Below are 20,554 nucleotides of genomic sequence, written 5' to 3' on the forward strand. Positions count from 1 at the left end.
TACCATCCGGGCATGCTCAGACGAATTGTGGGAATTGCCGCGTCTGTCGGAATTCTGGTGGGGATCGTGAGCCAGACGCCCGCGGCGGCGCAGCCGATCGATGACGTCGATGCCGTCCGGTCGGCACTGCACGGGGGGATGCCGGTCGGTGCGCGCACTGCGCAGTCGATCCTCACCACGCTGGGCCGCGTCGTTGCCGGCGAGCCGCGGTACAACTTCTTTCCGCGCTCGGCGCACCTGGTCGAGGGCGTGGTCCAGCCGTTCCTGTACGACACGGCCGCCGCGGACTGCCTGCCGCCCGGATTCGGGAGCCGCGACGACTCCGTCGGCATCGCGCAGGCGATCGCCGGACCCGCCGTCGACACCAGCCTGCCCGTGCCCGTGATCCCGCCCGGCACCGTGAACGTCCTGTTCAACGCGATGAACACGTCGATGTCCGATCCGTTCCAGGCCGATCCGCTGACGGTCTCGTGGCTGAACCTGAACACGATGCGATCCGGTGTCGCACCGCTGTACCAGGAGCGGCCAGCGGACCATCCCCGGACGCTGTCGAACACGATCGAAACCGGTCGGGGAACAGTTGTTTTCGTGGTTTCCGGCAGCGTGCTCGACAACACCAGTCGGAATCTGCCGCCGTGCGACTATGCCCCGGTTGCCGGGGTCGTGCACGCCTGACGGCGCCACCCAGCCCCGAACGAGGTAGATCGACGACGGAAACGGAGCGACCCGCACCGGGCGGTGCGGGTCGCTGCCTTCTCGCCGACGGTGGTCAGCTGCTGAGCTTGGCGATCAGGTCGGCACGCTGACGGGCGCCGAGACCGGAGACGCGGCGCGTCTCGGCGATGCCGACGGACTCGGCGATGTCGCGGGCCTTGATCTTGCCGACCTTCGGCAGGGATTCGAGCAGGTACAGCACCTTCGTCTTACCGACCAGTTCGTCGGTCTCCGCCTTGTCGAGGACCTCCACGAACGTGAGCTTGCCCGACTTGAGACCTTCTCTCAGTTCGGACCGCGCCTTGCGGGACGCGGCGGCCTTCTCGAGCGCGGCGGCGCGCTGTTCGGGGGTCAAGGTGGGCAATGCCATGGATGTGCCTCTCTCTCGCGGTACCCGGAATGAACCTCAGGCTAGAACGGGAACCGCCCCGGCGCGCGTCAACTGCGCCCCGCGTGTCGAGCGGCGGTTCCGGTTCGTCTCATTTGCCCTTCCACAACGGCTTTCGCTTCTCGAGGAAGGCGCTCATGCCTTCCTGCGCGTCGCAGGTGACGGCGTTGGTCGCCATCGTCTCGGACATCAGCTCGTACGCCTCGTCCTGCGGAAGGTCGATCTGCCGGTAGAACGCCTGCTTGCCGATGGCCAGGGTGAGCGGGCTCGCGTACGCGATCCGCGTCGCCAGCTCATGTACACGAGCGTCCAGTTGGTCCGGTGGGACAACGAAATTGACGAGCCCCCACTCGGCGGCGGTGGCGGCGTCGACGGTCTCGCCGGTCAGCAGCAGCTGCATCGCACGCTTGCGTCCCACCGCGCGGCTGAGCGCGACCATCGGGGTGGAGCAGAACAGGCCGATCCGCACGCCGGGCGTCCCGAACACCGCGTTCGACGACGCCACCACCAGGTCGCACGACGCGGCCAACTGGCAGCCCGCCGCGATAGCGGGCCCCTGCACCGCGGCGATCACCGGTTGCGGGATCTCCTGGACGGTGTCCATCATCTCCGTGCACACCTCGAAGATCACTCGCTCGTCCTCGAGGCTCCGGTCGATCATCTCCGACAGATCGTGGCCGGCGGAAAACACCGGGCCGTCCGCGGAGATCACGACCACCCGCACCGATTCGTCGTCGGCGAACTTGCGCAGCGCGGCCGTGACACCTCGCATTGTGCTGACGGACAGCGGATTCCGCTGATCTGGGCGGGTCAGTACCGCGGTCGCGATGCCCGTCTCGGCGTCGACCTCCGTCGTGACAGGGATTTCCATGGCGCACCTTCCCGTAATCGCTCGGCTGTCCCGATGCTACGACGGCAGTCGGTGTCCCGCGACCGGGAGAATCGGGCGCGAACGCGGGGCAGTCGGGCGCGGTGACGCGGTCAGGCCTCGATCGTCGACCTGGTTCGTAACGCCTACGCGGGGGCGTCCTTTCGCGCGGCACGCAGCGTGAAGTGCCCGGCCGTGTCGCGAACCCGTTCGGAGTGGTTCATCGGAGATCGTTCGGACTCTCGTCGTGGCTGGCAGGATCGGGGTGTGAGTATCGCGAACCTGACCCGTGCCGAGACCGCCGCGCGATCCGCGGCGGTGACCGTCCGCTCCTACCGTGTCGAACTCGACGTGTCGGCCGCGCCGGACCCCTCCGAGGCGGGATTCCTGACCACGACCACGGTGGAGTTCGACGCGACCGCCGCGGACACGTGGCTCGACTTCATCGGACTCGAGATCCGCTCCGTGATCGTCAACGGCCAGTTCGTGGACGTCGAGTACGACGGGGCCCGAGTCGCACTGCACGGGCTGCGGCGGTCGAACACCGTCGTGGTCAGCGCGGTCGGTCAGTACAGCCGCTCCGGCGAGGGGCTGCACCGCTTCCACGACCCGGTCGACGGCCAGACCTATCTCTACACACAGTACGAGCCGTCGGATGCGCGGCGGGTGTTCGCGTGCTTCGAACAGCCGGACATGAAGGCGCCCTTCACGTTCGCGGTCACCGCCCCTACCGGGTGGGAGGTGACGTCGAACCGACCGGCGGCGGTGATCGAGGACGACGGCGAGCGCCAGGCGGTGGAGTTCTCGGCCACGCTGGCGATCTCGACGTACATCACCGCGATCGTCGCCGGACCGTATCATCGCATCGAATCAGTTTGGCGCCGCGGTGATCTCGAGGTGCCTCTGGGGGTGATGTGCCGGGCCTCGCTCGCGCGGTACCTGGACGCCGACACGATCATCGAGGTAACGAAGCAGGGTCTCGACTTCTTCGCCGAGAACTTCGACTATCCGTATCCGTGGGGCAAGTACGACCAGGTGTTCGTGCCCGAGTACAACCTGGGCGCGATGGAGAATCCCGGCTGCGTGACGTTCACCGAAGCGTACGTCTTCCGCGGTGCGGCGACGGCCGCCCAGTACGAGGCGCGGGCCAACACGATCCTCCACGAGATGGCGCACATGTGGTTCGGCGACCTCGTGACGATGGTGTGGTGGGACGACCTGTGGCTCAAGGAATCCTTCGCGGACTACATGGGCGCGCTCGCGAGTGCGGAGGCAACCGAATGGGTCGACGCCTGGGTCGCGTTCGCGAATCGCCGTAAGGCGTGGGCGTATTCGCAGGACCAGTTGCCGACGACGCACCCGATCGTCGCCGACATCGTCGACCTCGAGGCCGCCAAGCTCAACTTCGACGGCATCACGTATGCGAAGGGTGCGAGTGTCCTCAAGCAGCTGGTCGCCTACGTCGGGCGGGATGCGTTCTTCGAGGGTGCGCGCCGCTACTTCCGCGAGCACGCGTTCGGCAACACCACGCTCGCCGACCTGCTGGCGGAACTGTCGGCAGCGTCCGGTCGCGACCTGGCCGCCTGGTCGCGCGCGTGGCTGCAGACCAGCGGGGTGTCCACGCTGACCCTCGAGGGTGGCGGGGGGAGTGCCGGGTACGAGATCGTGCAGACCGATCCGCGTCCGCACCGGCTGGCCGTCGGCTTGTACGACGTCGACGACGCCGGCGACCTCGTCCGACGGGACCGGGTGGAGTTGGACGTGGTCGCCGAGCGCACGCCCGTCGAACTGCCGGACGCTCCCCTGCGCCTGCTCAACGACGGCGACCTCACGTACGCGAAGGTGCGACTCGACGCCGGATCGCTCGCGACGGTGCAGCGCTCGCTGGATCGGGTCGTCGACCCGCTGGCCCGCGGCCTGATCTGGTCGGCACTGTGGAACGCCACCCGTGACGGTGAACTCGCGCCCGAGCGCTACCTGGACATGGCCCGCGCATTCGCGCCCTCGGAGACGAACATGGCGCTGCTGACCGCGGTCCTGGCGAACGCGTCCTTCGCGATCGGTCACTACCTACCCGCTGAGAGGCGGGACCGGTGGCGTCGCGACTGGCTCGAAACCTGTTGGTCGGCAATGCAGGAAGCCGAGTCGGGTTCGGGCGGGCAGCTGGCCTGGGCCCGTGCCGTCGCGGCCGCGGCGGTCGTCGACGACCATCGCGCGGCGGACATCCGCGCGATCCTCGACGGCGACCGGCCGGGCCCGGAGGGGCTGCGGTTGGATCCGGACCTGCGTTGGGCGCTGTGGACGGCGCTGTCCGCGACCGGCAAGGCCGACCCGGACGCACTGGACGTCGAACTGGCGCGCGACGACACTGCTTCGGGGCGGACGGCCCAGTTGCGGGCGCTCGCCGCCCGTCCGGACCCGGAGGTCAAGGCGCGGGCCTGGTCGTCGGCGCTCGAGGACACGGCGCTCAGCAACGACCACCTGGACGCCGTCATCGGAGGGTTCCGGGCCGGCGAGCGGCGTGACCTGATCGCCGGGTACGACGACGCCTACTTCGCGGCGATCCGTGGAGTGTGGGCGCAGCGCAGCATCGAGATCGCCCGTCGGATCGTCCTCGGGCTCTTCCCGGCGTCCGAGTCGGTCGGTGCGGTGGATTCGTGGCTCGCCGCGAACGCGGACGCCCCGGGCGCGCTGCGGCGGTTGATGCTCGAGCAGCGCGACCATCTGGCGCGCGATCTGCGGGTTCGCGGGGCCTCGTGTTAACACCGCGTGTCGCCGCCTTTACGCCTAGCTTGTTTCGCGTTTCTTTTCTGTAAGGCATTGCGCAATCCGGGGATTACCGCTTGGAACACGGTCGTCCAGTCCGTTAGACATGCAGTGGCGCCGACAACGGCGAGACAAGGGAAGCATCGCTTCACGGGACAAAGGGGAATCAAATGGGCTCTACCGCAGATGATCTCGGCAAGGTCGCAGCTGGCGCATCGCTGCTCTCGACGATCGTCGGCCTGGTTGCCGGCATCGCCGGAGTTGCTGTCCTGTTCCTCTGAGCAGCACACCGCATTCCATACAGCGCGCCTGTCGGGCCCGAAGCCGAGAATTGGCTTCGGGCCCGACTCCGTGTCCGGATCAGGTGCGCTTGACCAGTCGGTCGTAACGCTGTCGCGCCGCCTGGGTGCTTCCCAGGCCCAATCCGAAAGCTATTTCCTGCCAGGTCATTCCGCGCTGACGCGCGATGCCCAGGAGTAGTGCCTCCAGTTGGTCCATCTCCGCACGCGCCTTCGGGATCAGGCCGAGCGCCGCGGTGACGTCGGCGTCGTCGATCTCCGGTTCCCCAGGGTCCGGGGTGTGGACGCCGCCGGCCAGCGCGGCCACCACGCGGATCGCGCCCAGCGGGTCGAGCATCTCGGGGTGGGACTGCCGCGCGCGCTGCTCGGGGGTGGCGCCGTGCCGCTCTGCGATCCGGAACAGGCCGGCGTACTCGCGGTGTGCGCGCTCGCGGCTGGGGTTCGGCGGTGTGAACTGGTCGTCGGACATGTCGACAGCCTGCCTTGTGAACAGAATGTTGTCAACGGATAGATGTAAACAGTCTATTCCTCGGCCGTGGTTGTCGAATCACGGCTTGCCAGATCTCATCCGGATCGGGCCGTCGTGCCCCGCCCGCATGCTCGCGACGACGTTGACGGCGAGCAGGGCAAGGAACGTCGCGATCGGCACGGTCCACGACCCGGTCACGGCGTGCAGCCACGACGCGAGCAGTGGGCCCGAGGCGGCGATGAGGTAGCCGCCGGTCTGCGCGACGGTGGAGAGCGCGGCCACGTGATCGGGCGTGCGCCCGCGATGCGCGTAGAGCACGCCCGCCACGGCCTGGCCGGCGCCGAGTCCGCCGCCGAGCACCATCGCCCACGCCGCGGGCGCCGCGGTCGGCGCGACGAGCAGTCCGGCGAACCCGGCGGCACAGACCGCCGCGATCGCGACGATGTGCGGGCGCTGATCGGTGGCTCGTCCGGCCAGGATCGGCGCGACGAGGCCTCCCGTCGCGACACCGACGATGAACAGCGCCTGCATGTTGCCGGCCACCGCGTCGTCGACGCCGGCGCCGACCAGGATGGAGGGCAGCCAGGCCAGTGTCGCGTAGAACAGCAGCGTCTGGAGACCGAAGAAGATCGTCAGGCTCCACGTGGTCCACGTGCGCAACACGCGAGGGCGTTCGTGCTCCGCGGGGGCGTGGACACGGGGTCGCTCGGCGTACCGCAACTGCGGGGCGATTCCGATCAGTGCCAACGTCGCCGGGATGACCGCGAGTCCGATTGCGGGCGGCCAGGATTCGCCCGCGGCACGCCATACCGGGATCATCAGGGCGGTGATCACCGCCGACCCGGCACCCATCGCCATCGCGTAGACGCCCATCATCACACCGGTGCGGTTCGGGGCGAACCGCTTGCGCACGAACACCGGTACGAGCACATTCACGACGGCCGTCGCGATGCTGACGACGATCGTGCCGACGATCAGTCCGGGCATTCCCGCCATCCGGATCAGGGCGCCCGCGAGGAGGAGGACGCTGGCGGCGAACAGTGCTCGCTCCTCGCCCAGTCGTCGGCGGGCGACGACGGCCACCGGCGCGAACAGGCCCATCACCAGCGGTGGGATCAGGCCGAGCAGCGTCACGACGGACGCGTCGAAGCCGGCCACCGGTGCCAGCGGGCCGATCTGGCCGAAGGCGACGCGTGTGTTGGCGCTGATCAGTACGAACCCGACGACCAGGATCGCCGCCGAGGCCCGGGGACTCGGTGTCGGGGTGGCATCGATCGGTCGGTCCCGCGCAACGGTCTGCGGTGACTGCACTGCTGTTTCCCTCCTGCGGATAGGCTCACAGGGTTCCCGCTCAAGTGAACTTGAGTGCAAGTCGGACGGAGGTGCCGATGTGACAGAGCCGGATCTGTTCCCCATCGGCCAGGTGGCTCGCGCCTTCGGCATGTCGGTGGCGGCGCTGCGGTACTACGACGAACTCGGCCTGGTCCCGTCGTCCGAGCGCCGTGGGCGGGTGCGGTACTACACCCGTGACGGCCTCGCCCGCCTGGCCTACGTCCAGTTGTGGCATCACGACGGGCTGCTCTCCCTGGCGGACACGCAGGCGATCGTGGACTCGGACACCGTCGGGGAACGCAACCGCATGATCGAGGAGCAGTGCGAATCGATGAAGGAGCGCGTCCGCAGCATGTCGCGGGCGGTCGCGGTGCTCGAGCACATGCTCGGCTGCCGAACCGACAAGGCGAGGGACTGTCCCGTCACCGGCGGCTACATCAGGGCGCGGGTCGATGCGGCGCTGGCCGGTGACGACTTCGCCGACGACTTCCTCCCCCCGGCGCCGACCCGATGAGCAACGCGCTGGCGAACCCCGGCCTCGCACTGTTCGCGCTGTGCGTGGTGATGGTCGCCGTCGCTGCGGTGGTGTACCGGATCGCCGGGCTCGGCAACCCGCTGACCGCGCCGTGGGCCGCGGCGCGCGGCGCGCTGCAACTGGCCGCGGTCTCCCTGGTCCTGGCGGCCGCGCTCGCACACCTGTGGTCGTCGTTCCTGGTCCTGGCCGTCATGTTCGCGGCCGCAGCGGTCACCGCGGGCCGCCGGGCGGAGGCGGGGCGATCGGCGGCGTGGTTGTCCGTCGCGCTTGCCTGCGGTGCGGGGGTGGTGATTCCGCTGATGCTGGTCAGCGGGGTGGTGCCGCTGGAGGGCGTCGCGCTCGTGCCGATCGGCGGCATCGTCCTGGGCAACGCGATGACCGCGACGGCCCTGGCCGCCAAGCGGGGACTGGACGCGATCGACCAGCGGTGGGGTGAGGTCGAGGCCGGACTGAGCCTCGGCTTCAGCGTCCGGGACGCCCGCATGGAGGTGGTCGGACCGGCCGCGTCCGACGCCCTGCTGCCCAGCCTCGATCAGACCCGGACGGTGGGCCTGGTGACGCTGCCGGGCGCGTTCGTCGGTGTGCTGCTGGCCACCGGCTCGGCGGTCCAGGCGGGTGCGGTGCAGATCCTGGTGCTCGTCGGTGTGCTGCTCGCGCAGACGTGCGCGGTGGCGGTCGCGATCGAACTGGTCGCGCGCGGCGTGGTCCACCGGCCCGGGGCCCACCCGGTGTACTGAGCACCTGCACGAGTCGAACATCGGGTGAACACTCGGTACTTCTCCCCTTTCGAGTTGAACGAGCGTCCGAGATTCGTTGTGATCCAGTGGTGTTCGAGAACATTGAGACCGGAGTAGTGAGCCGTCGCGGACTGCTGCGCGGCTCGGTGGTGCTGGCAGGTGCCGGCGTCGCCGCCGCGGCCACGGGACGCGCGTCGGCCGGCGTTCCGGCACCCGGATTCGTGCACGGCGTCGCGTCGGGCGACCCGCTCCCGGACCGCGTGATCATCTGGACGCGGATCACGCCGTCCGGGGACGCGCTGCCGGGTTCGGGCGTGGGGCCGACGGTCTCGCTGACCTGGCAGGTCGCGACCGACCCGGGATTCGCGAACGTGGTGCGCGACGGCGCGGTGACCGCCGGCCCCGACACCGACCACACCGTCAAGGTCGACGTCACGGGGCTGCGTCCCGGCACCGGCTACTACTACCGATTCACGGCGCTCGGACAGACGTCGCCGGTCGGGCGCACCCGCACCGCCCCCGCCACCGACGCGGATCTCGGACGGCTGCGGTTCGGTGTCGTCTCGTGCTCCAACTGGGAGGCGGGCTACTTCGCGTCGTACCGGTTCCTGGCCGAGCGCGACGATCTCGACGCGGTTCTGCACCTGGGCGACTACATCTACGAGTACGGCCGCGGCGAGTACGGGGCCCGCAACGGGTCCGTCCGCCTGCACGATCCGGCGCACGAGATCGTCTCGCTCGCCGACTACCGGATCCGCCACGCACAGTACAAGACCGATCCGGACCTCCTGGCGCTGCACGCGAAGGTGCCGTTCGTCGCGACCTGGGACGACCACGAGTCGGCGGACAACTCGTACGCCGGCGGCGCCGAGAACCACGACCCGGCCACCGAGGGCGACTGGGCTGCCCGCAAGGCCGCGTCGGCGCGGGCCTACTTCGAGTGGATGCCGGTGCGGGTCAGCGGCTTCGGACCGGACACGCCCCTCTACCGACGGTTCCGGTTCGGAAATCTCGCCGAGATCTCGATGCTGGACCTGCGCACCTACCGTGACCAGGAGGCGTCCGCGGGCGCCGGGTGGCGAAAGGTCGACTCCCCCGACCGGACCATCACCGGTCGCGCGCAACTGGATTGGCTGACCAGCGGCATCGTCACCTCGCCGACGCAATGGAAGATCGTCGGCAATCCGGTGATGATCACGCCGTGCGTGTTCCCCCCGCTCGACAACCGCACCATGGGGGCGATCACCGAGATGGTGGGCGTGCCCGACGCCGGCATTCCCTACAACACCGACCAGTGGGACGGCTACACCGCCGACCGCCGTCGACTGTTCGACGCGATCACCGCGAACGGGATCCGCAACACCGTCTTCCTCACCGGCGACATCCACACGTCGTGGGCGTGCGACCTGCCGGTCGATGCCGCGAACTACCCGGGCGCCGGCACCGTCGGCACCGAGTTCGTGGTGCCGTCGGTGACGTCCCCCAACATCGACGACACACTCAACGTTCCGCCGCGCACCGCGACCGTCGCGATCGAGGAGGCGTTCAAGTCGATCAACCGTCACGTCCGGTACGTCGAACTCGACTCGCACGGCTACGGCGTCTTCGAGGTGGACAGGCAAGGGGCGCAGATGGACTGGTTCTACGTCAACGATCCGACGGATCCGCGTGGCACCGCGCGGCACGCGGCGAGCTACCGGGTCGCTGACGGCACCCAGCAGGCCCATCCGGTCGCGGGCCCGGTCGATCCGGCGGGCTATCGTCCGGGCGCGTGAGCGCACCGCGCCGAGAGCCCGTCCGCGCCGATATGTTCGACCGATGAGCGCGGACCACAGCTATGACGTCTACACCCTCGAACTCGGCCCCTACGACACACTGGCGGAGTTGCATCGCGACCTGTCCAATCACACTTCGACCTTCGCGAACGTCCTCTTCGAACGCGAGGACAGGGTCGTGGTCTCGATCTCGCATTCTGTTGTCGAGATCGGCGGCAAGCTGTTCGTTTCGGCGCTGACGACGACCGATTGCAGAACATCGCCGTAGGCGACAGTCGTGCGCGGACGGCTGGACCTTCATTGAAGGATGTTTGTGGTGGTGGTACTCAGCGCGCCGAGTGCGGCGGTGACGGCATCCTCGAGTGCCGCGAGATCCTTTCCAGTTGCGCGTTTTCCGATGGCGCGTTCCTGTCGGCGAAGCTCGATCAATGGGCCGATCACGACGGCCGCAACCAGATGTGCGTTCGCGCCTGCAGCCAGTTGCCGGTCGTCGAGCCATTGGCGCAGCTGTGTGCCGAAGTCTTTTGCGTTGTGGCCTAGTCTGCCGTTCTTGGCTTCCGTTTCGATGAGCTTGGCCAGCTCGGGGTGTTGACGCGCCCATCGGCCATCGGATTCGGCAGCGGAGGCGTATCCGTGTGAGCGCAGTGCTGTCAGGAATTCGTCGGACCACTCCTCGAGCGCTGCGCCTGCCACGAGTTCGCGCACCCTCTCCAGCGACCCCAGATGGTGGTAGACACTCCCGTTGCTGATCCCCGACTCGCGAACCAGCGCTCGGATGGTCAGCGCCTCTGAGCCGTCACGATCGACGATCTCGAGTGCGGTCTGCAGAAGCTGTTGCGCTACAGGATTGAGGGGCACTCGGTTATGCTAACCGAAAAGTTAGAGCATTGCTCTAGAGGGGGTTCTGAATGGCTGCCACTGCTGATATGACCGAGATGCCCTGGATACGGTGGCTCGATCTGGACACCGAGTTCGGTAGCGACGGATCGTTTCGCGTCATCCAACGGCGTCCGAAGGCTGAACATTTGAACCACAATGGTCACGTGAACGCCCCGGTGATCTACGGAGTGGCCGAAGTTGCCGGCGCCGGCGCGGCGGTCATCGCGGCCGGGGTCGCAGGCACCGGGGCGTACACCGTCATAAAGCGCGCGGCCATCGAGTACCAGCGCCCGGCCCAGGGTGGTGTCACCGCAAGCGCCAAGGTCGACAGCGACCTTGCCGCCCACCTTCAAGCCGAGTTGATTGCTGGGCGCGGCTGCGATGTCCCCGTTGACGTCGAACTGCGCGACAGCACTGCCGCAACCACCGGCACCTGCCAGTTCGTCGTCACGCTGAGGCGCCCTCGGGGCTAGGTGCAGTATTTGGTAGGACTGTCGAACGAGCTTGCTTGTTAGTCGATTTCGGCTGTTCCTGCGAGCCGGACGCGCGCCATGTCGACAGTCGTTCGCTGTCAGCGATCTCGAACCGGGGACAGGTCGACGCCGGCGGGTGGGACCAGGCGGCGCAGTGTGCCGTCGAAGGCAGTGGCGTAAAGCGCAAAGCCGTCGCCGTTCGAACCGATGCGCACCGAGCTCGGCCCGGTCCACCCACTCGACAGGCCCGAAGCGATGGCGCACGCCTCGCCGCTGCGCGGGTCGACACGGTAGACCGCACCTTCGATATGAGCCGCGACGTACAGCGTTCCGTCCTGCGACATGGTCAGATCATCGGGACCAGGGAGCAAGCTGGGCAGCGTCGCCACGACCGTCCACTGGTCAGGATTGTCCAGTGGGACACGGAGGATCTGGCCCGTGAACAGATCGTCGGTGTACACCGCTCGGCGGTCCGGGCTCAGCGCCAGACCCTCCGACCGCCGAACCATCGACCAGTTGGGTGCGACCACGTCGGATTCGCGGAGGTACCGGGACAGCCCTTTCGACGGGTAGCCCTCCGTTCCCACCCAGGTCGTCAGGAGATCACCGTCGGGAAGACGCAGCAATCCGTTGCCCGCGAACGAAGTCGGCGACGACAGCTGACCGGTTGCGGTATCCAGGTCCCACAGCTTCCCGTCCTGGCGAGTCAGGAAGGTCAGATTCGAACCGTCGAGCTGCAAGCCACCCGGGGCTGCCAAATCATCGAGCACCGTATGAACTTGGCCGGCGGCATCCACCTGGTAGAGCTTCGTATCTCCGGACAGATAGAACCCACCATTGCCGTCAGGTTCCAGGTTCTCGAGCTGCTCCAAACCCTGTACTACGGTTTCGACCTGCCAGTTGCCGCATTCCGGCAGGGGCGCGGCTTGCGCAGACGTCGCTGCAGTAGTGGTTCCCCCCACGATCGCAACGGCGACGAACAGCGCTCGAGCCCGATTGCTCAACTTCGTCACGCGCACAACCTAGATGCAGCCGCGACGTTTGTCGCCGGATTCCCGAATCCGGTTGCTGCTTGTATCGCGGGACACGCCATTCGTTCGGGCGGATTCGGCAGGAGAGCTGACGCGAAACACCCTGTCGGGTCGGCGGTCCGTCAGAGCCGGCAAGCGCGGTGCGGCGTGGAGGTTTGCCCTGTTCGGGCCGGAGGCGGAAGGAGGAAACCCACTCCTTTCCACCTCCAACATATAGCCGACTGGGGGGCTTGCGGCAAGGCCCCGGTCATGCCCCAGAATCGCTGACCTGAGTCGAAACCCGTGGCCGTGAGTGCGCCCGAATCGCGGACCCGGGGAAAGTGAGGGGCCAATGTCAGCACGGGAATACGAGGACGAACTGCAGGCGGAACAGGAGTACGTGACCGGGCTCTACGAGCGGCTCGACGCCGAGCGGGCGCGGGTGAAGTCGCGGTACGGCGCCGCGCTGCGCGATCACGGCGGGACGCTCGTGGATCGCGAGGTGGAGGTCCGCACGCTGGCGCGAGAGATGCAGCGGCTGGACGTGGCGGACAACGGGCTGTGCTTCGGCCGCCTGGACGCGGTCGCGGGGGAGCGGTCGTACATCGGCCGGATCGGCATCTTCGACGAGGAGCGCGACTTCGAACCTCTGCTCCTCGACTGGCGGGCGCCGGCCGCGCGCGCGTTCTACGTGGCGACCGCCGCCAACCCGGAGGGAATGAGCCGACGGCGTCAGTTCCACAGCCGCGGGCGTCGCGTGGTCGAGTTCACCGACGAGGTCCTGGGCCGCCCCGACGGCTCCGGCCCGGACCGCAGCGGTGATTCGGCTCTGCTCGCCGCCGTCAACGCACCGCGCGGTGACGGGATGAGCGACATCGTGGCGACCATCCAGGCGGAGCAGGACGAGATCATCCGGCTCGACCACCCGGGTGTGCTGGTGATCGAGGGTGGTCCCGGCACCGGGAAGACCGTCGTCGCCCTGCACCGCGTCGCGTATCTGCTCTACACGCAGCGGGAGCAGATGGAACGTCACGGGGTGCTCGTGGTCGGGCCCAATGCGGCGTTCCTGCGCCACATCGATCGTGTTCTCCCTTCGCTCGGCGAGACGAACGTCGTGTTCACGACCACCGGCGACCTGATGCCGGGCGTGCACGTCACCGGCGAGGACACCCCGGAGGCGGCGCGGCTGAAGGGCTCGCTGCAGATCCTGGACGTGCTTGCCGCGGCCATCGCCGATCGGCAGCGGTTGCCCGAGGAGCCGCTGCCGATCGAACTCTCGGGGGTCGCGCTGCAGATCGACGCCGCCACGGCGGAGTGGGCGCGCGAGGAGGCGCGTGCCGGCGGGCGGCCGCACAACGAGGCGCGGGCGGTGTTCCGGGAGATCGTCACGTACGTGCTCACCGAGCGCGCGATCGGCCGAATCGGCAAGGGTTGGCTGTCCCGCTCCGACCGGAAGGCGTGGGAGCAGATGCGCACCGAGTTGCTCGAGGAGCTTGCCCAGGACGCGGGCTTCGCCGTCGCGCTCGACGCACTGTGGCCGATCCTGGAGCCGGATTCACTGCTTGCAGAGCTCTATTCGTCTCCGGGGCGGCTGAGTGCGGCGGGCGCAGATCCGGTACTGTGGCGCGCCGACGGTGGCGCCTGGACGGTGTCGGACGTGCCGCTGCTCGAAGAACTGGTCGAACTGCTGGGCCGCGATCAGCGGGTCGACCGGGCCGCCGAGCGGGAGCGGAAGGCGCGCACCGCATACGCCGAGAGCGTGCTGAGCGGCCTGGTCAGCCGCGCAGATCACATGGAGGACGACGAACTTCGGCTGTTCGCGACCGACGTGCTGGATGCCGAGGTGCTGGCCGAGCGGTTCGACGAGGTCGACACCCGCGACCTCGCCGAACGCGCTGCCGCGGACCGGGACTGGACGTACCGCCACATCGTGGTCGACGAAGCCCAGGAACTGTCCGAGATGGACTGGCGGGTGTTGATGCGGCGTTGCCCGAGCAAGTCCTTCACCATCGTCGGCGATCTGGCGCAGCGGCGGTCGTCGGCGGGCGCGACGTCGTGGGACGCGATGCTCGAGCCGTACGTGCCCGGCCGCTGGGTCTACCGGTCGCTGTCGGTGAACTACCGCACGCCGGCGGAGATCATGTCCGTCGCCGCCGCGCTGCTCGCCGAGTTCGCCCCCGGAGTCCGGCCGCCGGAGTCGGTCCGCGCGTGCGGCGTCAGGCCGTGGTCCCGACACGTCTCGGAGGACGAACTGGGAACTGCCATCGACGAATTCGGCCGCGACGAGGCCGGCCGGGACGGCACCAGCGTGGTCATCGGGCCACCCGGTGTCCCCGGCACGGTTCCGGCGTCCGAGACGAAGGGCCTGGAGTTCGATGCCGTCCTGGTGGTCGATCCGGCACGCATCCTCGCCGACGGCCCGCGCGGCGCGGCCGAACTCTATGTCGCCCTCACCCGCGCCACCCAGCGCCTCGGTGTCCTGCATCAGGGGCCGCTGCCGCCGGCCCTGACCGGTCTCGCCGACGTGTCGGCCTGACGGCGGTGGAGCGGTGACGCTCCGTTCCTTACCGTGAACCGGCCGCGGGCCGCCCCATCCCGGACGTAGAGTCCAGGGTGGGGCGGGTAGCGATCAGCGAGGGGGAACAGTGTCGTCGGTGAAGTCTGTGGTCATCGGGGTCGTGGCGAGTGTGCTCCTTGTGGGCTGCAGCAATGATCCATCTGTGCAAGCGGATTCGGGACCCGTCGCGCCTGTCACCTCCACCCCGGCCAACCGCACCGGACGGATGCAGATCGGTCCGACGCCCCCACCGCCGTCCACTCTCTCGGCGCCCGCCACCGATCTCCCGCCACCGGAGGTGTACACGCCCACGGTCGCCATCGACGACGTGCGGATCGAGGTCGACGCCGACACCGGAATCGAGCGGGTCGTCTACCTGTTCGCCGGCACGGGAATCCCCTTCTTCCGGGCGGGGTACGTCGCCGAGGCCGTGCCGCATCGCGGCGGTCCGAGCCTGGCCGTCACCGGCCAGGCGATCATGCAGGTCGACATCATGGGCACCGCGACGCCGGCGCGGAACCTCTTCTTCGTCGCACCACCGTTGGCGGGACCGGAGGGGGCCCGTGTGACGCAGCTCTACCTGCTGCCCGACACGCGCGACGTGAACGGAATCACCCAGTCCTTCATCGGTCTTCGTAGCGGACCGAGACCGTTCGAGGTTGTCACCGTCGAGGATCCGCCCCAGCTGATCATCGAGATCCGGTGAGGCGGTGTCGGGCGAGGCTTCCCGCGCACGCGTGCTCCTCGGCAGTCTCCGCCCTGCTCTAGGATTGTCGGGGAGAATCCGACTACCGCTCACAGAGAGACGCGTGACGTGTCAACCGATCCCGACCCCGACGATCTGCTACTCAGCGATGACGAGCGCATGCACGCGTTGAACGTGATCGGCGAGCACTATGCGGCAGGAAGATTGGACGCGAGCGAGTTCTACGACCGTTCGGGAGTGATCGCGTCGGCACGCACACTCGACGCGATGCGGGACTCGTTCCGCGGACTCCCCGGTGGACCGCCGCTCGCGGTCATCGACGGGCACGTCAGGAAGCTCCCCGTCGGCGGTCAGGTCGAGTCGACGGGGGCCGGGCGCACTCTCGCGTCCTCGGCCGCCCGCAGCGACGAATCCGATCTGTCGGCGCTGCGGAAGCGGGGTGGGTTGGTCGAGTCGCTCGACGGGGTGATCTTCGGGATCACCCTCGTGGCGTTCCTGGTGCTGCAGTTGATCGTCGACTGGGACTACGCCTGGATCGTGTGGCCCTCCTTGGTGGTGACCCTCAGCCTCCCCCGGATGATCCTCCGGTACAGCGACACCGATGAGGAGATCTACGAGGAGTTGAAGGAGGAGGACGCGAAGTCGCGCAAGAAGCGCCTCCGCGAGGCCGCCGAACGGATCCAGGAACTCGAGGCCAAGCGCGACCTCGACGAGATCTGAGCGTCTGTCGCCGCTCTCGCGTTTCCGGCTACATTCGAGGGCATGAGCGCACAACCCGGCGTCCGTCGCCGCCGCCTCGCCGTCTGGATCGCCGCTGCGGTCGCGGTGCTCGCGGTGGCGGCGGGCGCGGTGCTGTTGTCGGTGCCCGCGCGGTACCTGCCCTGGGACACCGCGTCGTTCCCCGACGTGGACCGGACGGCGCTGTCGCCGCTGCAGGTGAAGGTCGTCGATCTGCTCGAGGCCGAGCACAGCGATCAGCGGCCGGGCACCTTCTACTCCGACGGCGCCCAGGAGCCGTGGTGCGCCAACTTCGTCAGTTGGATCATGCGCGAGGCCGGCGAGCCGTTCTCGAACCCGAACTCCGGGTCGTGGCGCATTCCCGGCGTCTACACGCTGCAGGAGTTCTACGAATCCCAGGGCCGGTTCGAGCCGGCCGGCAACGGCTACACCCCCAAGGTCGGCGACGTGGTGTTGTACGACAACGAGTTCCGCCTCGGTCAGCACACCAACTTCGTCGTCGCCGTCGACGGTGACTCTGCCACCACGGTCGGCGGCAACGAACTCGGGAAGATCCGCGTGCACAGCCTCGACTGGCAGTCGGACGGCGCCGTCGTCGGGTTCGGGCGGCTCGATTCCTGAACCGCGCGGACCGGCGGGCCTGTCAGGCCCGCATGCTCAGTCGGGCGCACAGATCCCGCGGTGCGTCCACGTGCAGGCTCACGCCGGTGACCGCCTGCGGGCGGGACGACCCGATCCGGGTGCCGGGTTCGACCCTGACGGGCGCGTCGAAGTCGATGTCGATCACCGTGCCGTCCGGACCGGGCAGGTAGCAGCGGCCGTCGTGGATGCCCGGCGTGGTGTGCTCGAATCGGCGGGCGGGAACGGCGCGGACGATTCGGCTGCGGTCCACCGAGAGCACCGTGTCGCGGCCGGATCGCAGCGTAAGTACGTCGGACGTGACCAAGTGGGGGTGGACGGCGCGGGCCGCGAACCAGTTGGCCACGGCGACGACCGAGGCCACGGTGATCACGAGGAGCGCCGCGCGCAGCCAGGTCCAGGGCACGAGCAGGTGCACCGCGACCGCCTCGACGAGGCTCGCGACGAGGAACGCCGCCGGGATCGCCAGGGTGCCGGCGGTGTAACCGAACGTCGACACGCCCTCACCGGCACCGTCGACCCGTCCGCGGCACCACAGCCACAGTGGCCGGATCACGACGACGCCTCCGCCTGCGAACCGATGTCGAGTCGCCGCAGGACGCGGAGGACGACCTCGGCCTGCGCCGGGTCGGGGACGAGATCGGCGATCGGGATACCGGACCTGCGGTCGGGGTGGATCTCGGATTGCCATCGGTCCAGCACGCCCGACTCCAGGAAGAGGGCTCGGACAGCGCCCGTCATTGCCTCGGAGAGGGATTCGATCTCGGCGGTGTGCCCGTCCGCGTCGTGTCCACGAAGTGCCGCGAACCTCCGGTAGAGCACCACGATCCGCTCCCGGGCCGCCGGATCGGACAGCAGGCGTGTCGCGGATTCGAAGAACTCCTCGGGGGCCGACCCGGAGATCGCCACCAGTTCCCAGGCGTCGCGTTCGCGCGCGAACTCGGCCCGCACCGCCGGATCGGTCTCGCCCGCAATCAGTTCGCCGAACACCAGCGCGAGGTCCGGCGGCAGCGGCGACACCGGCCGTCCGGCGCGATGGGCGTCGAGCATCTGGTGCAGCCTGGCACTCTTCGCCGCGAGTACGCGTTGCTCGGCTTCGATGGTGTCGAGCCGCGCGGTGAGATCCGCCTCGAGGTCGTCGGCGGCGTCATCGTCGGTCGTCGCGGCCACGATCGCCGACACCGACCCGAGGGGCACGCCGGCCCCCGCGAGCCAGCGCACCCGCATGAGGCGAACCAGATCCGCCATGTCGTACTCGCGATAGCCGTTCGCCAGCCGGCGGGGCTCGTCGAGCAGGCCGAGTCGGTGGTAGTGGCGGACGGTCCGAGGCGTCGTCCCGGCGGCCTGTGCGATGTCGCTGATACGCATATCGACAGCATCGACTATGACGTTGCGTCATAGTCAAGTTCGCGAGGCGGGTTGTCAGGCGAGAAGCTTGGCCTTGGCAGCCGCGAACTCCTCGTCGGAGAGAACACCCGACTGGTGCAGTTGGCCGAGCTGCTGCAGCTTGGCGATCAGGTCGTCCCCGGAGGAACCCGAGGGTGCGGCGGCCGGCGGGGCCGTCTGCTGCTGAGCGGCGAATTGCTGCGCCATCGCCGCCTGCTGCTCGGCCGCCTGCTGGTCCGCGTATGCCTGCTGCTCGGCCGCGCGCCGCTGCGAACTCCGGTCCATCGCGTTGGTCGTCGCCCTCGCGGTGCCGGCGATGACGGCGGTGCGCGCCACCGTCCCCAACAGCCCCGGCCGGCCCATGCGCCTTCCGATCATGTGAACTCTCCCTTCTACCGTGCGTGCTCGACGGCGGCGACGACCGCGTCACGGGGTACCTGAACGTGCAGGGCCACCTCGCCGCCTGCGGCGCGGGCCGCCGTGGCGATCCGACGCGCCCAGGACTCCTCGTAGACGATGATCGCCGCGGACGTTCCGGGCTCGAGCGATGCGCGCACCACATCCAGGTCGTCGTCGCTGATCCAGTCCTGTGCCTCGATGGCCAGGTCGGCCAGGCCGGCGTCCGCGAGGTCCTCTTCGACGTCGATCTCGGTGAGGTTGCCCGCCGAGTCCTTCGCGATGTAGACGAGGTCGAGCAGGGTGACGTATCCACGGTCGACGACGTCCTGCAGCGCGGCGACGGTGGCGGGGTCGGCGGTGGTTCCGGGGAAGGTCAGCACGACCAGTTCCACGGGACCGATGTCGCTCGGTTGGGTCATGTCGGTCAGTCTGCCCCGGCGGAGCGGTCCTTGCCGGGACGAAACGCCGAAGGCGGGCGTGCACACCTCAGAACGCCCACCGCAGGGCCGCGGCGATCTCCCCGTCCGTCGCGTCTGCGAACCGCGCAACCTCCGCGCGGTGGACGTCGACGATGGTCGCGGACAGTTCGGTCCCGAAGGCCTCGATGAGCATCGTGTCGGCCTCGAAGGCGTCGGTGGCCTCGGCGAGCGAGACTGGAAGACGGCCGATCCCGCGGCGACCGCGCTCCTCGTCGGTGAGCGACGCCGGGTCGACGTCCACCGGATCCGGCAGGGCGGCGCCCGCGCGGACACCGGCCAGGCCGGCGAACACCATCCCGGCCACGCACAGGTACGGGTTGGCCGACAGGTCCAGCACCTTCACCTCGAGATTCGCGGCGTGCTCCTCCTCCCCGGCGCTGCCGGTCACCAGACGCACTGCGGTTTCCCGGTTCTCGTGCCCGCACGCCCGGAACGGTGCCGACCACTGGCCCGGCACCAGACGCAGGTAGCTCGCGACCGACGGCGCCCCCACCGCGAGCAGTCCCGGCAGGTGTTCGAGGACGCCCGCGGCGAACGCCTCCGCCGTCGCCGTCAGCCCGCACGGGCCGGCGCCACCGCTGTGCAGGTTCCGTCCCTCCCGCCACAGCGACAGATGGACATGCCCGCCGTTACCCACCCCGCCGGAAACCACCTTGGGGGAGAACGACACCCGCATGCCGTGGCGGATCGTCACCGCGCGGATCGTCTCCCGGACCAGGACCGAGGTGTCGGCGGACCCGAGTGGGTCCTCGGCAGCCACCGACAATTCGAACTGCCCCGACGCGTACTCGGGGTGGATCTGCTCCACCCGGACACCCTGCCGGCGCAGGGCGGTGACCACCTCGACGAGGTAGTCCGACCTCTCGACCACCCGCGTGTACCCGTACGCGGGCCCGCGGGTGGCGGGCACGAAGTCGTCGCAGTCCTGCCCGACGACCCATTCGATCTCGATCGCGGCCTTCGCGGTCAGCCCCTCGTCGGCGAGCAGCGCGACGGCGCCGCGGAGGACACTCCGTGCATCCTGCGGATGCAGGTCCCCGTCCTGCGTGTACCGGTCGACGGGCGCCCACGCCCACCCCGGCTGCGCCGCGAGCACCGTCAGCCGCCCGAGATCCGGGATCAGCCGCAGGTCGCCGACGGGGCCGCCGGCGTAGCGGCCGGCGACGATCGTGTCGTCCGGGGTGAACGCGTCGAACACCGGCGACGCCCCCACCCCCCATGCGGCGGCGTGCTCGAAACGGTCGATCGGGACGGCCTTGGTGCGCAGCACGCCGCTGTTGTCGACCCACGGCAGCGCGACCGCGACGACGCCGCGCTCGGCGAGGTCGCGGGTCAGCCGCGCGGCTTCCAGCGCCCGGCCTTCGCGTTCGTGCCGATCCATCGCATCTCCCTCGCACCGGGCCCG

22 protein-coding genes are annotated in these 20,554 nt (G+C 69.1%); 11 read left to right on the forward strand and 11 right to left on the reverse strand.

Features of this window, described 5'->3' with window-relative positions:
• The first annotated feature begins 12 nt into the window (after window positions 1–12).
• Window positions 13–675: an Rv1157c family protein gene (locus EGT67_RS22160; RefSeq protein ID WP_127918260.1), complete on the forward strand. Its 663-nt coding sequence runs from the start codon at window positions 13–15 to the stop codon at window positions 673–675.
• A gap of 94 nt (window positions 676–769) precedes the next feature.
• Here EGT67_RS22160 and mihF read toward each other — a convergent pair whose 3' ends face one another.
• The gene (gene mihF, locus EGT67_RS22165; protein ID WP_127918261.1) at window positions 770–1,084 is read right to left on the reverse strand and encodes an integration host factor, actinobacterial type; all 315 of its coding nucleotides are present in this window, start codon (window positions 1,082–1,084) and stop codon (window positions 770–772) included.
• A 109-nt stretch (window positions 1,085–1,193) separates the two neighbouring features.
• On the reverse strand, window positions 1,194–1,973 hold the full coding sequence (locus tag EGT67_RS22170) for an enoyl-CoA hydratase (protein WP_127918262.1): 780 nt from the start codon (window positions 1,971–1,973) through the stop codon (window positions 1,194–1,196).
• A gap of 264 nt (window positions 1,974–2,237) precedes the next feature.
• Between EGT67_RS22170 and pepN the strand changes: the two genes are divergently transcribed.
• Window positions 2,238–4,733 (forward strand): aminopeptidase N, encoded by a 2,496-nt coding sequence (gene pepN / locus EGT67_RS22175; RefSeq protein ID WP_127918263.1) that lies wholly within the window; start codon window positions 2,238–2,240, stop codon window positions 4,731–4,733.
• A 363-nt stretch (window positions 4,734–5,096) separates the two neighbouring features.
• Here the strand turns inward: pepN and EGT67_RS22180 are convergent, their stop codons facing one another.
• A complete protein-coding gene (locus EGT67_RS22180) occupies window positions 5,097–5,504 on the reverse strand; it encodes a DNA-binding protein (protein WP_127918264.1) in 408 nt (135 codons plus the stop codon).
• Between the two features lie 78 nt (window positions 5,505–5,582).
• The gene (locus EGT67_RS22185; protein WP_241566183.1) at window positions 5,583–6,815 is read right to left on the reverse strand and encodes an MFS transporter; all 1,233 of its coding nucleotides are present in this window, start codon (window positions 6,813–6,815) and stop codon (window positions 5,583–5,585) included.
• Between the two features lie 79 nt (window positions 6,816–6,894).
• Between EGT67_RS22185 and EGT67_RS22190 the strand changes: the two genes are divergently transcribed.
• The 4 genes from EGT67_RS22190 to EGT67_RS22205 all read left to right on the forward strand — a co-directional run bounded on the left by EGT67_RS22190 (window position 6,895) and on the right by EGT67_RS22205 (window position 10,151).
• Entirely contained in the window at window positions 6,895–7,350 is a 456-nt protein-coding gene (locus tag EGT67_RS22190; protein WP_241566184.1) for a helix-turn-helix domain-containing protein, read from the forward strand.
• The gene (locus EGT67_RS22195) at window positions 7,347–8,108 is read left to right on the forward strand and encodes an ABC transporter permease (RefSeq protein WP_127918265.1); all 762 of its coding nucleotides are present in this window, start codon (window positions 7,347–7,349) and stop codon (window positions 8,106–8,108) included. Before EGT67_RS22190 ends, EGT67_RS22195 begins: the two co-directional genes overlap by 4 nt.
• Window positions 8,109–8,224: 116 nt before the next feature.
• Window positions 8,225–9,883, forward strand: a complete 1,659-nt coding sequence (locus EGT67_RS22200; RefSeq protein ID WP_421958154.1) for an alkaline phosphatase D family protein — start codon at window positions 8,225–8,227, stop codon at window positions 9,881–9,883.
• A gap of 43 nt (window positions 9,884–9,926) precedes the next feature.
• On the forward strand, window positions 9,927–10,151 hold the full coding sequence (locus tag EGT67_RS22205; RefSeq protein ID WP_127918267.1) for a hypothetical protein: 225 nt from the start codon (window positions 9,927–9,929) through the stop codon (window positions 10,149–10,151).
• 29 nt (window positions 10,152–10,180) lie between these two features.
• Here EGT67_RS22205 and EGT67_RS22210 read toward each other — a convergent pair whose 3' ends face one another.
• The gene (locus tag EGT67_RS22210; protein WP_127918268.1) at window positions 10,181–10,741 is read right to left on the reverse strand and encodes a TetR/AcrR family transcriptional regulator; all 561 of its coding nucleotides are present in this window, start codon (window positions 10,739–10,741) and stop codon (window positions 10,181–10,183) included.
• Between the two features lie 50 nt (window positions 10,742–10,791).
• Between EGT67_RS22210 and EGT67_RS22215 the strand changes: the two genes are divergently transcribed.
• Window positions 10,792–11,235 carry a DUF4442 domain-containing protein gene (locus EGT67_RS22215; RefSeq protein ID WP_127918269.1) on the forward strand — a complete coding sequence of 148 codons (444 nt, stop codon included), beginning with the start codon at window positions 10,792–10,794 and terminating at the stop codon, window positions 11,233–11,235.
• A gap of 98 nt (window positions 11,236–11,333) precedes the next feature.
• On the opposite strand, the gene EGT67_RS22220 is transcribed toward EGT67_RS22215, so the two are convergent.
• Window positions 11,334–12,248: an SMP-30/gluconolactonase/LRE family protein gene (locus tag EGT67_RS22220; RefSeq protein ID WP_241566185.1), complete on the reverse strand. Its 915-nt coding sequence runs from the start codon at window positions 12,246–12,248 to the stop codon at window positions 11,334–11,336.
• A gap of 349 nt (window positions 12,249–12,597) precedes the next feature.
• On the opposite strand from EGT67_RS22220, the gene helR reads away from it, so the two are divergent.
• The 4 genes from helR to EGT67_RS22240 all read left to right on the forward strand — a co-directional run bounded on the left by helR (window position 12,598) and on the right by EGT67_RS22240 (window position 16,867).
• Window positions 12,598–14,781 (forward strand): RNA polymerase recycling motor ATPase HelR, encoded by a 2,184-nt coding sequence (gene helR / locus EGT67_RS22225; protein WP_206612466.1) that lies wholly within the window; start codon window positions 12,598–12,600, stop codon window positions 14,779–14,781.
• Window positions 14,782–14,965: 184 nt separating this feature from the next.
• Entirely contained in the window at window positions 14,966–15,508 is a 543-nt protein-coding gene (locus EGT67_RS22230) for an AMIN-like domain-containing (lipo)protein (RefSeq protein ID WP_127918270.1), read from the forward strand.
• A gap of 159 nt (window positions 15,509–15,667) precedes the next feature.
• Complete coding sequence (locus tag EGT67_RS22235) at window positions 15,668–16,228, forward strand: DUF1707 SHOCT-like domain-containing protein (protein WP_421958158.1); 561 nt, start codon at window positions 15,668–15,670, stop codon at window positions 16,226–16,228.
• A 42-nt stretch (window positions 16,229–16,270) separates the two neighbouring features.
• Complete coding sequence (locus EGT67_RS22240) at window positions 16,271–16,867, forward strand: CHAP domain-containing protein (RefSeq protein ID WP_127918272.1); 597 nt, start codon at window positions 16,271–16,273, stop codon at window positions 16,865–16,867.
• A 22-nt stretch (window positions 16,868–16,889) separates the two neighbouring features.
• Here EGT67_RS22240 and EGT67_RS22245 read toward each other — a convergent pair whose 3' ends face one another.
• The 5 genes from EGT67_RS22245 to EGT67_RS22265 form a co-directional block, all read right to left on the reverse strand.
• Window positions 16,890–17,441 carry a hypothetical protein gene (locus EGT67_RS22245; protein ID WP_241566186.1) on the reverse strand — a complete coding sequence of 184 codons (552 nt, stop codon included), beginning with the start codon at window positions 17,439–17,441 and terminating at the stop codon, window positions 16,890–16,892.
• A complete protein-coding gene (locus EGT67_RS22250) occupies window positions 17,438–18,253 on the reverse strand; it encodes a MerR family transcriptional regulator (RefSeq protein ID WP_127918273.1) in 816 nt (271 codons plus the stop codon). Before EGT67_RS22250 ends, EGT67_RS22245 begins: the two co-directional genes overlap by 4 nt.
• Before the next feature lie 54 nt (window positions 18,254–18,307).
• Complete coding sequence (locus EGT67_RS22255; RefSeq protein WP_127918274.1) at window positions 18,308–18,649, reverse strand: SHOCT domain-containing protein; 342 nt, start codon at window positions 18,647–18,649, stop codon at window positions 18,308–18,310.
• A gap of 14 nt (window positions 18,650–18,663) precedes the next feature.
• The gene (locus EGT67_RS22260) at window positions 18,664–19,089 is read right to left on the reverse strand and encodes a DUF6325 family protein (protein WP_127918275.1); all 426 of its coding nucleotides are present in this window, start codon (window positions 19,087–19,089) and stop codon (window positions 18,664–18,666) included.
• Window positions 19,090–19,156: 67 nt separating this feature from the next.
• A complete protein-coding gene (locus tag EGT67_RS22265; RefSeq protein ID WP_127918276.1) occupies window positions 19,157–20,530 on the reverse strand; it encodes a type I glutamate--ammonia ligase in 1,374 nt (457 codons plus the stop codon).
• Window positions 20,531–20,554: the final 24 nt, after the last annotated feature.

It is taken from the genome of Prescottella agglutinans, from assembly GCF_004011865.1.
In the GTDB taxonomy this organism is placed as follows: domain Bacteria; phylum Actinomycetota; class Actinomycetes; order Mycobacteriales; family Mycobacteriaceae; genus Prescottella; species Prescottella agglutinans.

Bases quoted from the DNA above. Each gene is read 5' to 3' on its own strand.
- EGT67_RS22160 (WP_127918260.1), top strand. From the start codon at position 13: ATGCTCAGACGAATTGTGGGAATTGCCGCGTCTGTCGGAATTCTGGTG.
- mihF (WP_127918261.1), bottom strand. From the start codon at position 1,084: ATGGCATTGCCCACCTTGACCCCCGAACAGCGCGCCGCCGCGCTCGAG.
- EGT67_RS22170 (WP_127918262.1), bottom strand. From the start codon at position 1,973: ATGGAAATCCCTGTCACGACGGAGGTCGACGCCGAGACGGGCATCGCG.
- EGT67_RS22180 (WP_127918264.1), bottom strand. From the start codon at position 5,504: ATGTCCGACGACCAGTTCACACCGCCGAACCCCAGCCGCGAGCGCGCA.
- EGT67_RS22195 (WP_127918265.1), top strand. From the start codon at position 7,347: ATGAGCAACGCGCTGGCGAACCCCGGCCTCGCACTGTTCGCGCTGTGC.
- EGT67_RS22205 (WP_127918267.1), top strand. From the start codon at position 9,927: ATGAGCGCGGACCACAGCTATGACGTCTACACCCTCGAACTCGGCCCC.
- EGT67_RS22215 (WP_127918269.1), top strand. From the start codon at position 10,792: ATGGCTGCCACTGCTGATATGACCGAGATGCCCTGGATACGGTGGCTC.
- helR (WP_206612466.1), top strand. From the start codon at position 12,598: ATGTCAGCACGGGAATACGAGGACGAACTGCAGGCGGAACAGGAGTAC.
- EGT67_RS22235 (WP_421958158.1), top strand. From the start codon at position 15,668: ATGCACGCGTTGAACGTGATCGGCGAGCACTATGCGGCAGGAAGATTG.
- EGT67_RS22240 (WP_127918272.1), top strand. From the start codon at position 16,271: ATGAGCGCACAACCCGGCGTCCGTCGCCGCCGCCTCGCCGTCTGGATC.
- EGT67_RS22250 (WP_127918273.1), bottom strand. From the start codon at position 18,253: ATGCGTATCAGCGACATCGCACAGGCCGCCGGGACGACGCCTCGGACC.
- EGT67_RS22255 (WP_127918274.1), bottom strand. From the start codon at position 18,649: ATGATCGGAAGGCGCATGGGCCGGCCGGGGCTGTTGGGGACGGTGGCG.
- EGT67_RS22260 (WP_127918275.1), bottom strand. From the start codon at position 19,089: ATGACCCAACCGAGCGACATCGGTCCCGTGGAACTGGTCGTGCTGACC.
- EGT67_RS22265 (WP_127918276.1), bottom strand. From the start codon at position 20,530: ATGGATCGGCACGAACGCGAAGGCCGGGCGCTGGAAGCCGCGCGGCTG.